The 12858-nt window shown below is 71.3% G+C and carries 13 protein-coding genes and 1 tRNA gene; 7 read left to right on the top strand and 7 right to left on the bottom strand.

The features are described from left to right. Positions 1 to 10 precede the first annotated feature (10 nt). On the top strand, positions 11 to 838 hold the full coding sequence (gene otsB, locus ACX1D3_RS12300; protein ID WP_458994119.1) for a trehalose-phosphatase: 828 nt from the start codon (positions 11 to 13) through the stop codon (positions 836 to 838). 6 nt (positions 839 to 844) lie between these two features. Here otsB and ACX1D3_RS12295 read toward each other — a convergent pair. Next, positions 845 to 921 (bottom strand) — tRNA-Ile (locus tag ACX1D3_RS12295). 37 nt (positions 922 to 958) lie between these two features. Further along, positions 959 to 1840 carry a hypothetical protein gene (locus ACX1D3_RS12290; RefSeq protein ID WP_458994118.1) on the bottom strand — a complete coding sequence of 294 codons (882 nt, stop codon included), beginning with the start codon at positions 1838 to 1840 and terminating at the stop codon, positions 959 to 961. Between the two features lie 127 nt (positions 1841 to 1967). Here ACX1D3_RS12290 and ACX1D3_RS12285 point away from each other — a divergent pair, with 127 nt between their 5' ends. From ACX1D3_RS12285 to ACX1D3_RS12265, 5 genes are all read left to right on the top strand, one after another. After that, entirely contained in the window at positions 1968 to 3032 is a 1065-nt protein-coding gene (locus ACX1D3_RS12285; protein WP_458994117.1) for an AAA family ATPase, read from the top strand. Between the two features lie 98 nt (positions 3033 to 3130). Continuing rightward, positions 3131 to 4120 carry a DUF58 domain-containing protein gene (locus ACX1D3_RS12280; protein ID WP_458996545.1) on the top strand — a complete coding sequence of 330 codons (990 nt, stop codon included), beginning with the start codon at positions 3131 to 3133 and terminating at the stop codon, positions 4118 to 4120. Then, positions 4121 to 5080 (top strand): VWA domain-containing protein, encoded by a 960-nt coding sequence (locus ACX1D3_RS12275; protein WP_458994116.1) that lies wholly within the window; start codon positions 4121 to 4123, stop codon positions 5078 to 5080. It abuts the gene before it with no gap. Continuing rightward, positions 5077 to 6033 (top strand): VWA domain-containing protein, encoded by a 957-nt coding sequence (locus ACX1D3_RS12270; protein WP_458994115.1) that lies wholly within the window; start codon positions 5077 to 5079, stop codon positions 6031 to 6033. Before ACX1D3_RS12275 ends, ACX1D3_RS12270 begins: the two co-directional genes overlap by 4 nt. Continuing rightward, positions 6030 to 6716, top strand: a complete 687-nt coding sequence (locus ACX1D3_RS12265; protein ID WP_458994114.1) for a YggS family pyridoxal phosphate-dependent enzyme — start codon at positions 6030 to 6032, stop codon at positions 6714 to 6716. Before ACX1D3_RS12270 ends, ACX1D3_RS12265 begins: the two co-directional genes overlap by 4 nt. Positions 6717 to 6728: 12 nt before the next feature. On the opposite strand, the gene ACX1D3_RS12260 is transcribed toward ACX1D3_RS12265, so the two are convergent. Continuing rightward, positions 6729 to 8591, bottom strand: coding sequence for an alpha/beta hydrolase family protein (locus ACX1D3_RS12260; RefSeq protein WP_458994113.1), 1863 nt, complete (start codon positions 8589 to 8591; stop codon positions 6729 to 6731). A gap of 139 nt (positions 8592 to 8730) precedes the next feature. Here ACX1D3_RS12260 and ACX1D3_RS12255 point away from each other — a divergent pair, with 139 nt between their 5' ends. Further along, on the top strand, positions 8731 to 9255 hold the full coding sequence (locus tag ACX1D3_RS12255; RefSeq protein WP_458994112.1) for a DUF3145 domain-containing protein: 525 nt from the start codon (positions 8731 to 8733) through the stop codon (positions 9253 to 9255). A gap of 19 nt (positions 9256 to 9274) precedes the next feature. Here the strand turns inward: ACX1D3_RS12255 and ACX1D3_RS12250 are convergent, their stop codons facing one another. From ACX1D3_RS12250 to ACX1D3_RS12235, 4 genes are all read right to left on the bottom strand, one after another. Then, a complete protein-coding gene (locus tag ACX1D3_RS12250) occupies positions 9275 to 10531 on the bottom strand; it encodes a beta-ketoacyl-[acyl-carrier-protein] synthase family protein (protein ID WP_458994111.1) in 1257 nt (418 codons plus the stop codon). A 76-nt stretch (positions 10532 to 10607) separates the two neighbouring features. Continuing rightward, positions 10608 to 10853: an acyl carrier protein gene (locus tag ACX1D3_RS12245; RefSeq protein ID WP_458994110.1), complete on the bottom strand. Its 246-nt coding sequence runs from the start codon at positions 10851 to 10853 to the stop codon at positions 10608 to 10610. A gap of 37 nt (positions 10854 to 10890) precedes the next feature. Further along, a complete protein-coding gene (locus ACX1D3_RS12240; RefSeq protein ID WP_458994109.1) occupies positions 10891 to 11880 on the bottom strand; it encodes a beta-ketoacyl-ACP synthase III in 990 nt (329 codons plus the stop codon). A 9-nt stretch (positions 11881 to 11889) separates the two neighbouring features. Further along, a complete protein-coding gene (locus ACX1D3_RS12235; RefSeq protein WP_458994108.1) occupies positions 11890 to 12825 on the bottom strand; it encodes an ACP S-malonyltransferase in 936 nt (311 codons plus the stop codon). Positions 12826 to 12858 lie beyond the last annotated feature (33 nt).

The raw sequence follows: 12858 nt of genomic DNA, 5'->3' as shown, positions 1-12858 counted from the left end.
CAGTGGAGCCATGACCACCTGGCACGCCAAGACCCCGGCCGCGCACGACTTCCTGGCGGCCACTGCCGCCGACCCGGCAAGGGTGCTCATCGCGATGGACTTCGACGGCACGCTGGCGCCCATCGTCGACGATCCGGAGACGTCGGAGATGCAGCCGGAGGCGGCCGAGGCGCTGGCTGAACTGGGCCCGAAAGTGGGGCATGTGGCCATCATCACCGGGCGCCCGGTGGCCAAGGTGAGGGAACTCGGACAGCTCGAGCGGCGCGCCGGGCTCGGGGGCGTCGTGGTGCTGGGGCAGTACGGGGCGGAGCGGTGGGACGCCCGCACCGGTGTCGAGACACCACCGGAGACGCCCCAGAGCGTTGCAGTGGCCACCGTGCAGATCCAGCGGGCGCTGGCGGACCTGGGGTTGCCCGGCGTGCACCTGGAGGACAAGGGCCGGGCGGTCGGCGTCCACGTTCGGCGCTGCCCGGACCCGGTGGAGGCCTTCCGCATCCTGAAGCCCATCGTCTCCGGTATCGCCGAGGCCAACTCTCTGGTCCTGGAGCCGGGCAGGCACGTGCTCGAACTCCGATCCTCGTCCCTGACCAAGGGCGACGCCCTCCGCGACCTCATCCGGGAGACGGGCGCCTCCGTCGTGGCGATGTGCGGCGACGACCTGGGTGACCTGCCGGCGTTCGACCTCCTACGCGACCTGCGCAGCCAGGGGCTGACCACCTGCGTGGTGGTGAGCGGCTCGCACGAGCTGCCGGCCCTGACGGACCACGCGGACGTGGTGGCCGATGGGCCCCCTGGTGTCGCGGCGTGGCTGGCGGCGGTGTCGCGGCACCTCCTGTGAGGGCGCTGGTGGGGCGGGCGGGGCTCGAACCCGCGACCCGCGGATTATGAGTCCGCTGCACTAACCGGCTGTGCTACCGCCCCTGGGCCGGCCGCCAGCATATCGCGGGGGCGACGGCGTTCAGAGCCGACGGTTGGGCGACGGATCTCCCGGCCCGGACTGATCGCCGCTCGGCTGGTTCATCGACGGGCTGTCCGAGTACGGCCCGGGATCGTTGCCGGGAGACGAATCGACCGGGCTGCCGCTGCCGTCCTGCGAGCCTGAGGGGGACTGGGGGCTGGCGGACCCCGAACCGGAGCCCTCGCCGCTGCCCTCACCCATCGACGGGATGGGCTGGGGCGCGTTGACCGGAGGCTGGTTCTGGAACAGCAGGATGGCCAGCAGGAGGGCCAGTGCGGTGATCAGGGCCATCAGCAGGAACGACACCAGCATGGTGATCCACCCCGCCCGGTCCGTCCGGCCGGGCCAGGGGAGCGGCCACATGCGGGTGGCGCCCCGTTCGGTCCGGTTGATCCAATGCAGCCGGTAGTCGGGCCCTGCGGGCTCGCTGAGCGGGGGCGTCCGTGACAGGTCCACGGCTCGCAGCACCCTGTCCGCCTCCATCACCGCGGCCAGCGACCCGTCGAAGGCCAGCGCCACCCATGGGGCGAGCGTGGCGTGGTGGGGGAGAGTCGGGTCGTCGTCCTCGTGCCGGAACCGCACCGCCATCCGGCCCTCGTCCTGCCCCTCGCCACCACGCGCCACGACGGTGTCGATGTGCATGGCGTTGACCTCGCCGGAGAAGCGGGCGCGTGCCGCCGCGTCCGTGGCCGCGCCCTCGGAGAGAAGCAGCAGCATCACCGAGTCGCCGCCGTCCTCGTGCGCGGAGAAGGCGGTCCCCGCCGGCGTCGCGGTCAGACGGGAATCGAGCCAGAAGTCACCGACCCGCGCCGGATCGTCGTCCCGCAACGGGTGATGGCCGGCCATCGGGGCCGGCGCGGCGGGGTCGTCCTGCGTGCTCATCGGTACCATCAAACCACGGCGGGCAAGGCTCATACCCACACCCTGGGGGCGGGGCGAGGAGCCTTGGGTGTCGCGGACGGGGCGCTATCGTTGAGCGCGGGTCCCCCGAGCATGAAGGAGTCACCGCGTGAGCATCACGTCGACGGAAGACACGCAGCTGCCCCGCGACGTTGCGGACGCCGCACGCCTGCTCGGGCAGGCCATCGGTCAGGTGCAGCGGGTGATCGTCGGCCAGGAACACATGGTGCAGCAGTTGATGGTTGCGCTCCTCGCCAAGGGGCACTGCCTCCTGGAGGGCGTCCCGGGCGTGGCCAAGACGCTCGCGGTCCGCTCCTTCGCCACGGTGGTGGGCGGCGACTTCGCCCGCGTGCAGTTCACCCCGGACCTCGTCCCCTCGGACATCGTCGGCACCCGCATCTACTCGGCCAAGAGCGAGAACTTCGAGATCGAGCTCGGCCCGGTGTTCGTCAACTTCGTGCTCGCCGACGAGATCAACCGGGCGCCGGCCAAGGTGCAGTCGGCGATGCTGGAGCTCATGGCGGAGAAGCAGGTCTCCATCGGAGGGAAGACCTACCCCGCGCCCAAGCCGTTCATCGTCATCGCCACGCAGAACCCGATCGAGTCCGAGGGCGTCTACCCCCTCCCGGAGGCGCAGCGCGACCGATTCCTCCTCAAGGTCGACGTGCCATACCCGCGCGGCAACGAGGAACTGGAGATCCTGCGCCGCATGAGCGTGAGCCCGCCGGAGGCCAATCGGGTGCTGAATCCCGGCCTGGTGCGGCACCTGCAGGACATGGCCTCCAACGTGTTCGTGCACAATCTGGTGGCCGAGTACATCGTGCGGCTCGTCCTCGCGTCGCGGACCCCCGCCGAGTTCGCCATGCCGGACCTGACCGGCGTCATCCAGATCGGCTGCTCGCCACGCGCCACCCTCGGGCTGGTCGCGGCGGCCCGCGCGCTGGCGCTCATCAACGGCCGTGACTACGTGCTGCCCACAGACGTCCAGGCCGTCGCCAAGGACGTGATGGCCCACCGCATCGTGCTGGGCTTCGACGCAGTGGCGGACAACATCAGCACCGCGGACGTGGTGGACCGCATCCTCGCCATGGTTCCGGCTCCCACCCCGGTCTGGAGCGAACAGCAACGGCAGGTCGCGCACGAGCAGCACGCGCACCAGCCCGGCCGCAGCTAGGCGGGCCGGTGGCCCAACCCGGATTCACCTTCAACGGCCCCCCTCCCCAGGGGCCGAAGCTGTCGGCGCCCGACCAGACCGGCGCCGAGTGGTCGGTGCTGCGCCCGCCGTCGGGCCCCACGATCCCGCTGAGCAAGCTCGCGCCGGAGGCGGCGCTGCGCCGGCTTGAGCTGACGATCGTGCGTCGCCTCGAGGGCTTCCTGCACGGCGACCACCTCGGGCTGCTGCCGGGCGCAGGGTCGGACACCAACGACGCCCGCGTCTACCAGCCAGGCCAGGACGACGTGCGCAAGATGGACTGGGCCGTCACCGCCCGCACCACCGTCCCGCACGTGCGCGACACCATGGCCGACCGCGAGCTCGAGGTGTGGGCGCTGCTGGACGTCACGCCGTCGATGAACTGGGGCACGGAGGGCGTGACCAAGCGGGACCTCGGGATCGCGGCCATCGCCACCATCGGGTTCCTCAGCCAGCGGATGGGGGACCGCTTCGGCGGCATGATGATGCTGCCCGATCAGGTCAAGCGGCTTCCCGCCCGGTCCGGCAGGACCGCCCTATACGGCCTGCTGCGCAAGATGCTCACCGAGCCCATCGTCCCGGACCACGCGGCCGGCGAGCTGGAGTTGGCCGACGGCATCGAGCAGATGACGCGGTCGCAACGCCGTCGGGGGATGCGTGTGATCGTCTCGGACTTCCTCACGCCGGGCGACGCCGAGCTGGACCCGGCGGTGCCCCCGCCGTGGGAGCGCGCCGTGCGCCGGCTGGCGGTCCGCAACCAGGTGCTGTGCGTCGAGGTGATCGACCGCCACGAGCTGGAGTTCCCGGACGTCGGCGAGATGCTGATCCACGACCCGGAGACGTCCTTCTCGCGCTACGTCAACACCTCCGACGACGCGGCGCGCCGCCGCATGGACGCGGCCACCAAGGCCCAGCGCGAGCGGGTGAAGGTGGCCCTCCGGCGCGCGGGCGCCGGGCACATCCAGCTCCGCACGGACCGCGACTGGGTGGCCGACATCGCACGGTTCGTCCTCAACTACCGGCGGGTGGCCGGCATGCTCCACCAGCCGCCGCAGGGGGTGAGCAAGTAGATGATCCCCGAGTTCCAGAACCCGGACAGGCTGTGGACCCTGCTGCTCCTGCCCGTCCTCATCGTCGTCTATCTCATCCTGCTCAGGTTGAAGGGCCGCGTCGCGCTCCGCTTCACCAACACCGGCATGCTCGCGCGTGTCGTCGGGTCGCAGCGGCGGTGGACCAGGCACCTCGCCGTGGCGATGTCGCTGGCCTCGCTGGTGGCGCTGGGGCTCGCCTACGCCAATCCGCTGGGCACCGAGCGCCAACCACGTGAGCGGGCGACGGTGGTCCTCGTCATCGACACGTCCCTGTCGATGTCCGCCGACGACGTGCCCCCCGACAGGCTGACCGCGGCCAAGGAGGCGGCCGTGACCTTCATGACGGACCTGCCGGACACCTACAACGTGGCCGTCGTCGGGATGGACGCCACCCCCTCCATCGTCGTGCCCCCCACCACGGACCGTGGGGTCACGGAGCGGGCCATCAACGCCCTGGAGCTGGCCGACGGCACCGCGATCGGTGATTCGATCACCTCGGCGCTCCGGGCGGTCGACCAGGCACCGCCAGGCGACGACGAGGAGGAGCCGGCCCCCGCGATGATCATCGTGCTCTCGGACGGCACCAACACCGAGGGACCGCCCCCGGCGGGTCCGGCCGCGGCGGCGGCTGAGCGGGAGATACCCATCTTCACCATTGCCTACGGCACGCAGAATGGGTTTGTGGATGTGGACGGGCAGCGGGAGAACGTGGCACCCGATACGGCCGCGCTGAAGGCCATCGCGGACGCGACGGGCGGTCGCGCCGTCAACGCAGACGACCTCGGCTCGCTGGCCGACGCGTACCGCGAGATCGGCTCGGTGGTGGGCTACGAGGACGTGAAGAAGCCGATCACGGCCCAGTACGCGTTCTTCGCCCTCGGGTTCGCGGTGATCGCGGCCCTGGGTGCGGTCATGATGGCCGCCAGGTGGCCACGATGATCCCGCTCGCTCTGGAGTTCATGATTCCCCAGCGGCTCTGGGCCCTGCTGGTCATCCCGATCATCGCCGTCCTCTACGTGGTCCTGTCCGGCCGCTCCACGCACCGCCCGATGAGCAGCAGGCTGCGCCTCGTGGTGCCGAAGGACGCGGCCTGGAAGCGCCACGGCGCCGTGCTGCTGGCGCTGCTCAGCCTGGGGGCGCTGATCATCGCGTGGGCCATCCCGAAGGACTTCGTCGACAAGCCGCGCGACCGCGCCACCATCGTCGTGGCCCTGGACGTGTCCTGGTCCATGGAGGCCGAGGACGTCGACCCCAACCGGCTCGCCGCGGCGCAGGCCGGGGCCAAGGCCTTCGTCTCGTCGCTGCCAGAGCGGTTCAACGTCGCGCTCGTCACGTTCGCGGGGACCCCGGATGTGGCGGTGCCACCCACGATCGACCGCGGCGCGGTGGCCAGGGCGATCGACGCCGTGCAACTGGCCCCGTCCACCGCAGTGGGGGAGGGGGTCTACACCAGCCTCGACGCGCTGAAGCTCGTCCCGCCGGACCCGGACGACCCGGAGGCGGTCGCCCCCGCCGCGATCGTCCTGCTGTCCGACGGCGCCACCAACATCGGCCGCTCGTCCTCGGGCGCCGCGGTCACCGCCAAGGACGCCGGCGTTCCGGTCTACACCATCGCCTACGGCACGGACAACGGCTACGTGGAGCAGGACGGCCAGCGGCAGCGCGTCGCGGTGGACCACTACGAGCTCTCCGAGATCGCGCGGCTGTCGGGTGGCAAGAAGTACGCCGCCGAGAGCAGCGGCCAGCTGCGCGACGTCTACGAGGCCATCCGCCAGTCGGTCGGCACCGAGAAGGTCCCGGCCGAGGTCACCGACCGGTACGCCGGTCTGGCGATCATCTTCGCCGTCCTGGCGGCCCTGGGCGTGATCTCCCTCGGAGCCAGGTGGCCATGAGCATCGCGGAGCGGCTCGCCTCCGTCCGGGCCGACATCGACGACGCCTGCCGCGCCGCCGGCCGGGACCCGGCCGAGGTGCGGCTCCTGCCCGTGTCGAAGTATCACGGGGTGGGCCAGATCCGCGAGGCGCACGCGGCGGGGTACTCGCTGTTCGGCGAGAACAAGGTGCAGGAGATGGCCGCCAAGCACGCCGAACTGGCCGACGAGGGCATCGGGTTCGCCGTCATCGGCCACGTCCAGACCAACAAGGCCAGGCAGGTGGCCGAACTCGCGGCCGAGCTCCACTCGCTCGACTCGCTCCGGCTCGCCGAGGCGCTTGACCGGCGGCTGGTCGCCGTCGGGAGACGCCTGCCCGTCCTCGTCCAGGTCAACACCTCCGGCGAGGAGTCCAAGTCGGGGATCGAGCCGGCGGACGCCGTCGCCTTCGCGCGGGCGCTGGACGGCTTCGAGGCGCTGGAGCCGCGTGGCCTGATGACCATGGCCCTCAACAGCCCGGATCTCGACGGCGTGGCGCAGTGCTTCGAGCGCCTGGCTCAGACGAGGGCGCGCATTCGCGACGCCGTGGGCGGAGGCTGGGACGAGCTGTCGATGGGCATGTCCGGTGACTTCCGCATCGCCATCGCGCACGGCGCCACCACGGTGCGGCTCGGCACCGCCGTCTTCGGCCCCCGGCAGTACTGACCGGGGCCCTCGTCATCCGGGTGAGCGGCTCCCGGGGAGGTCCGTCGCTCCGAGGTTCTCGATCGCGAGAAGGGGCACGTCCGGGCTGGGCGGCATGCCGAACACCTGCTCGAGGAACGAGACCTGTGCCTCCAGCGCCACGCGCCGCGCTGCCATGGTCCTGAACCCGTGGCCCTCGCCGTCGAACATGATCAGCGCCACCGGCAGCCCGGCGGCGCGCACCGCGGCCGCCATCTGCTCGGCCTGGCTGGGGGGAACCACCTTGTCGTCGCGGCCCTGGAGGATCAGCATCGGGGTGCGCAACTTCTCGAGGTGGTTGATCGGGGAGCGTTCCTCGTAGGTCTCGCGGCCCTCGGGCCACGGCGCGACCAGGCCGTCGAGGTAGCGCGACTCTGCCTTGTGCGTGTCCGTCGCCAGCGTGGGGAGGTACCCGATGCCGTAGCGGCTGATGCCAGCGGCGTAGACGTCGGTCGAGACCAGGGACTTCAGCGTGGTGAACCCGCCCGCGGAGCCGCCGGTGATCGCCACCTTGGAGGCGTCGATCCGTCCACCCTCGGCCAGGCTCGTCACGACGGCTGCGGCGTCGGCGACGTCAAGCTCGCCCCACGCTCCGCGGAGCCGGTCCCGGTAGACCCGGCCGAAGCCCGTCGACCCCGAGTAGTTGACGTCCACCACCGCGAAGCCCCGTGAGACCCAGAACTGGACCGTGGCGTCGTACGAGGCCGTGGCCATCGACGTGGGCCCGCCGTGGGTCATCACCAGGAGCGGCGGCCGGTCCTCCTCGGGGAGGTACAGCCAGGAGTGGACGGGTCCGGCCGGGCCCTCCGCCCAGTGCGTCTGCGGGGGGACCGCCCCCGACGAGGGCCCCTCGGGCCCGGCGATGCGGACGGCCGCGCCGTCCGCAGAGAGGCTGAGCAGCGTGGCGGGTCGGTCTGCCCACTCGGCCACCACATGCACGGTGCCGTCGTAGGCCGCCACCGACTCGATGGAGGTTGAGCCGGCCAGGGGGTAGGTGACCTCGCCTGACGCGATGTCCCAGTAGGCCAGCACGCCGCGACCCTCCACGAACTCGACCGAGGCGAGGACCTGCCCCGAGACCGCCGCCGCGACAGGCGGCGTGAGCACCCAGGTGGGGGTGTCGCAGTCGTGGTCCACCGCCCAGCCCGGGCCTCCGTCCACGTGCCAGTTCCAGAACCCCGACTCGTCGGAGCTGTAGGCCACGACCCCGTCGGACAGCCAGACGGGATGCTGGGCCGAGACCCCGGGTGTCGCGGCCACGGGGCGGGCGCCGCCGGTCGCGTCGATGGGCGCTGTCCAGACCTCGGCGGTGTCCCAGCTCATGTCCGGGTGGTTCCACTGGTACCAGGCCAGCTGCCCGGCGCGCAGCTGGAGCCCGGCGTAGAAGTCCGCGCCGGTCACCAGCACCCGCCCCCCGTCGTCGCTGCCGTCCAGGCTCAGCGACACGATCTCGGTGCGCGGCTCGGGCGATGCCGAGTGGTCCTCGCGCACGGCCAGCAGCAACCCGTCCGCCAGGCTGAGCAGCAGCCCGCCGTAGACGAAGGCGGAGCCGGCCGGCGTGAGCGCGCTCCGACGGCCCTCCCGGAGGAGCCAGACCTGCCGCGTGCGGTCGTCGCAGTAGGCGAGGGCGTCGCCGTCGGCGCTGTAGGCGCCTCCGCCGTACTCCATCACCTTCGATCTCACGACCGCCTCGGGCGTGAGGTCCGCCACGACCCCGCCGGAGGACCGACGGACGGTCACCCGGCCGTCCTCGGCGGCGATGGTCGCGAGCCAGAACACGCCGGCGCTCGTGGCCTGCACCTGGGACACCGAGTCGGGGTAGGTCAGGACCGCGTCGAGCGGCATGGGATCTCGCATGCATGCCTGTCTACCGTCGGATCGGCCGTCGCACAACCGGGCATTGCGTGTCGCGCCCGATCATGGGCACAATGGGGCCACACCTGGGCGGGCCTGATCGCAGGGGAAGGCAATCCGGCCCAACCAGGAGGTAACCGCTATGTCTGCTCGTCTCGAGACGGTCAGCCAGTCCACGGCGCGGGGGATGTTGTTCATCCACTCAGCGTCGGCTGCGCTGTGCCCGCACATCGAGTGGGCTGTGGGCGCTGTCCTGGGGACGCGGACGGACCTCGAGTGGACCCAGCAGCCCGCCGAACCCGGCACCCGGCGCTGCGAGCTCTCGTGGACCGGGCCGACGGGCACCGGAGCGGCGCTCGCGAGCGGGCTGGGCCGGTTGGGCCGGGCGCGCTTCGAGGTGACCGAGGAGCCCACGGCCGGGAGCGACGGTCAGCGCTACAGTTTCACTCCGGCACTGGGCGCGTTCAGCGCGGTGGTGGGTGTGCACGGCGACATCCTCGTGTCCGAGGACCGGCTCAAGCATGCGGTGGCCGGGGAGGCGTTGGGCGGGGAGCCGCTCCTCAAGGCGTTGGAGAGGCTCCTCGGCGTGCCGTGGGACGACGAACTCGACGTGTTCCGCCACGCGGGCGAGGACGCGCCGGTGCGGTGGCTCCACCAGGTTGTGTGAGCCACCGCCGCGTCTCGCGTCAGTCGGTCACGTTCTCGTTGGTGACCACCACGGCCACGTTGTGGCCCCCGAAGCCGAAGCTGTTGTTCACCGCGGCCAGCGGGCCGGACGGAAGCTCGCGGTTGGAGGTGGCCACGTCGATGCCGAGCCCGGGCTCGATGTTGTCCACGTTGATGGTGCCGGGCACGATGCGGTGCTTGAGGGCCAGCACGGAGGCGACGGTTTCGAGCGCCCCGGCGCCGCCGAGGAGGTGACCGGTCATGGACTTGGTGGAGGTGACCACCACATGGTCGGCGTCGGCGCCCAGCGCGGTGCGGATCGACCCGGCCTCGGTCACGTCGCCCTGTGGGGTGGACGTGCCGTGGGCGTTGACGTGCACGATGTCGCGCGGCGTCAGACCGGACTCGCGCAGCGCCTTGAGCATGGCCTGCGACTGTCCGTAACCCTCGGGATCGGGCTGCACCAGGTCGTGGCTGTCCGCGGTGATGCCGGCCCCGGCCAGCGTGCCGTAGATCTTGGCGCCGCGGGCCTTGGCCGACTCGAGCGTCTCGATGACCATGAGGGCGGCGCCCTCGGCCAGGACGAAGCCGTCACGGTCGACGTCCCAGGGCCGCGAGGCGCGCTCGGGCTCATCGTTGCGGCGCGACAGCGCCTGCATCTGGCCGAACGCCCCGATGGGCAGCGGGTGGACGACGGCCTCGCCGCCGCCGACCAGGACGACGTCCGCGCGGCCCAGGCGGATCATGTCGAGCCCGAGCGAGATCGCCTCGTTCGACGACGCGCAGGCCGAGATCGGGGTGTGCACGCCAGCCCTGGCATGGATCTTGAGGCCGAGGTTGGCCGCCGGTGCGTTGGCCATCAGCATCGGGATGGTGAACGGCGAGACGCGGCGCACGCCCTTGTCCTTCATGACGTCCCACTGCGACAGCAGGGAGTGGAGGCCGCCGATGCCGGTGGCCGACACCACGCCCAGCCGGTCAGGATCCACGGGGTTGTCCTCGCCGAGACCGAAGCCGGCGTCGGCCCACGCGGCCAGTCCGGCGATCTGCATGAGTTGGGTGGAGCGGTCCAGCTTGCGAGCCTCGACGCGGTCGATGACCTCGCTGGGGTCGACTGCGGCCTTGGCCGCGATGCGGGTGGGGAGCTCGTTCGCCCACTCCTCCGTCAGCGCCACGACGCCGGAGCGCCCGGCGAGCATTCCCGCCCAGGTGGTGGCGACGTCGCCGCCGAGTGGGGTGGTCGCGCCGAGGCCTGTGATCACGACGGTGGTGGGCATGGAGAATCTCCTGGTCACTGGGGCGGTGGGGTCGATGGTGGTGGGGCGGCTGTGGTCAGCCGCCCCACGTCTGGCGTCAGTTGGACGCGCGCTCGATGTAGGCGACGGCGTCGCCCACGGTCTTGAGGTTCTTGGCGTCCTCGTCGGGGATGGACACGCCGAACTTGTCCTCGCAGCCGTAGATGATCTCGACCATCGACAGGGAGTCGACGCCGAGGTCGTCGACGAAGGACTTGTCCAGCTGGACGTCCTCGACCGCGACGCCGGCGATGTCGTTGACGATCTCGGCGAGATCTGTGCGGATTTCCTCAGTGCTGGCCATGGTGGCTCCTTTCTTCGAACTTACGTGTGGTCTGCGATCAGGGCAGGATCACGGTCTGGCCGGCGAACACGAGGCCCGCTCCGAATCCGATGATCAGTGCACTGTCGCCGCTCTTGGCCTGCCCGGACTCGAGCAGTGCCTCCATCGCCAGCGGAACAGAGGCCGCGGACGAATTACCCATCTGGATGATGTCGCGGGCGACCACGACGTCCTCGGGCAGCTTGAGGTGGCGCAACATCGAATCGGTGATCCGGTTGTTGGCCTGGTGGGGGATGAAGCAGTCCAGCTCATCCGTGGTGAGTCCGGAGACTTCGAGCGTCTCGAGTGCCTTCTCGACGATGGCGGTGGTGGCCCACTTGAAGACCTCACGACCGGCCATGTGGATGAAGGGGCCGCCGGCGCCCGGCTCGACCTCGCGCCAGTCGTCGACCTCGATGACCGAGTGGTCCTCGGGCTTGGAGCCCCACACGGTGGGGCCGATCGCGGGGGTGTCGCTCGGGCCGATGACGACGGCGCCCGCGCCGTCGGAGAAGAGGAAGGCGGTGGAGCGGTCCGACATGTCCGTGTACTTGGACAGGACCTCGACGCCGATCACCAGCACGTGCGTGGCGGAACCTGCGCGCACCATGCCCTCGGCCAGACCGACGCCGTAGGAGAACCCGGCACACGCGGCCGAGACGTCGAACGCGGCGGGGGACTCGAGGCCCAGGTCCTCGGCGAGGATCGCGGCCAGGGACGGGGTCTGCCGGTAGTGGGAGATGGTGGACACGATGATCGCGTCGATGTCGGCCGGCTGGAGCCCGGCCCGCTCGATGGCCTTGCGGGCCGCGTCGGCTCCGAGGGTCTCGGCGTCCTCGCCGTCGGCGACCCAGCGGCGCTCCCTGATGCCTGTGCGCTGGGTGATCCACTCGTCCGACGAGTCGATCATCGTGCACATCTCTTCGTTGGTCACGACGCGGCTGCCGCGGGCTCCGCCGACGGACATGATGCGGGCGTACTCGGCGCCGGTGGAGGACTGGAGGGGCATATGTCTGACCTACTCGGACTCGGGGGTGGACTGGCTGTGGATGCGGCAGAACTCGCGTGCCTCGTCGAGTTGATCGGGGGTGTTCAGGCTGAACAGCTCAACCCCCTTGAGGTTTCGCTTGGCGATGCCGGTGAGAGTACCGGACGGGGGGAGCTCCAGGAGGCCGGTCACGCCGAGTTCGGCCATCGTGGCCATGCACAGGTCCCAGCGGACGGGGTTGGCGACCTGCGCGACGATGCGGTCGAGGGCCTCGACGCCGGAGGAGACGACGGCGCCGTCGGCGTTGCTCAACAGCGCGGTGGTGGGCTCGCCGGGCTCGATGCCGCCGGCCTTGGCGCGCAGCCGTTCGACGGCGGGGCCCATGTGGACGGTGTGGAACGCGCCTGCGACGCTGAGCGGGATCAGGCGGGCCCGGCGCGGCGGGTTCTCCGCGAGGACCGCGAGCTCCTCGACGGTGCCCGCGGCCACGATCTGCCCGGAGCCGTTGTTGTTGGCGGGCGTCAGGCCGGCGGCCTCGATCGCCGCAAGCACCTCGTCGCGATCCCCGCCGATGACGGCGGTCATCGACGTGGACCGCACCGCGGAGGCCTCGGCCATCGCGAGGCCGCGTTCGCGCACCAGGGTCAGCGCGTCGGCGGGGGAGACGACCCCGGCCAGCGCGAGGGCGGCCAGCTCACCGACCGAGTGCCCGGCGACGAGTCCCACGCCGTCGAACGACGGGAGCAGCTCGGCCGCGACGGCCAGGGACGACGCCACGAGCAGGGGCTGGGCGATGGCGGTGTCGCGGATGGTCTCGGCGTCGGCCTCGGTGCCGTAGTGCGCCAGATCCAGGCCCACCGCCGCGGAGTAGCCGGCCAACCGCTCGGCGAACCCGGGGTCCTCCAGCCATGGGGAGAGGAAACCGGGGGTCTGGGCACCTTGGCCTGGAGCAACGATCGCGAGCACGTTCCTACTGTGCCGCCGCGCGCACGGCGGTGC

The organism is Tessaracoccus yangjingae (assembly GCF_054483935.1).
The sequence above is the reverse complement of the archived record's forward strand: the minus strand, read 5'-3'. Positions and strand labels throughout refer to the sequence as shown.

Coding starts and splice junctions, on each gene's coding strand:
- otsB (WP_458994119.1), top strand. CDS start 11: ATGACCACCTGGCACGCCAAGACCCCGGCCGCGCACGACTTCCTGGCG.
- ACX1D3_RS12290 (WP_458994118.1), bottom strand. CDS start 1,840: ATGAGCACGCAGGACGACCCCGCCGCGCCGGCCCCGATGGCCGGCCAT.
- ACX1D3_RS12275 (WP_458994116.1), top strand. CDS start 4,121: ATGATCCCCGAGTTCCAGAACCCGGACAGGCTGTGGACCCTGCTGCTC.
- ACX1D3_RS12270 (WP_458994115.1), top strand. CDS start 5,077: ATGATCCCGCTCGCTCTGGAGTTCATGATTCCCCAGCGGCTCTGGGCC.
- ACX1D3_RS12265 (WP_458994114.1), top strand. CDS start 6,030: ATGAGCATCGCGGAGCGGCTCGCCTCCGTCCGGGCCGACATCGACGAC.
- ACX1D3_RS12260 (WP_458994113.1), bottom strand. CDS start 8,591: ATGCGAGATCCCATGCCGCTCGACGCGGTCCTGACCTACCCCGACTCG.
- ACX1D3_RS12255 (WP_458994112.1), top strand. CDS start 8,731: ATGTCTGCTCGTCTCGAGACGGTCAGCCAGTCCACGGCGCGGGGGATG.
- ACX1D3_RS12250 (WP_458994111.1), bottom strand. CDS start 10,531: ATGCCCACCACCGTCGTGATCACAGGCCTCGGCGCGACCACCCCACTC.
- ACX1D3_RS12245 (WP_458994110.1), bottom strand. CDS start 10,853: ATGGCCAGCACTGAGGAAATCCGCACAGATCTCGCCGAGATCGTCAAC.
- ACX1D3_RS12240 (WP_458994109.1), bottom strand. CDS start 11,880: ATGCCCCTCCAGTCCTCCACCGGCGCCGAGTACGCCCGCATCATGTCC.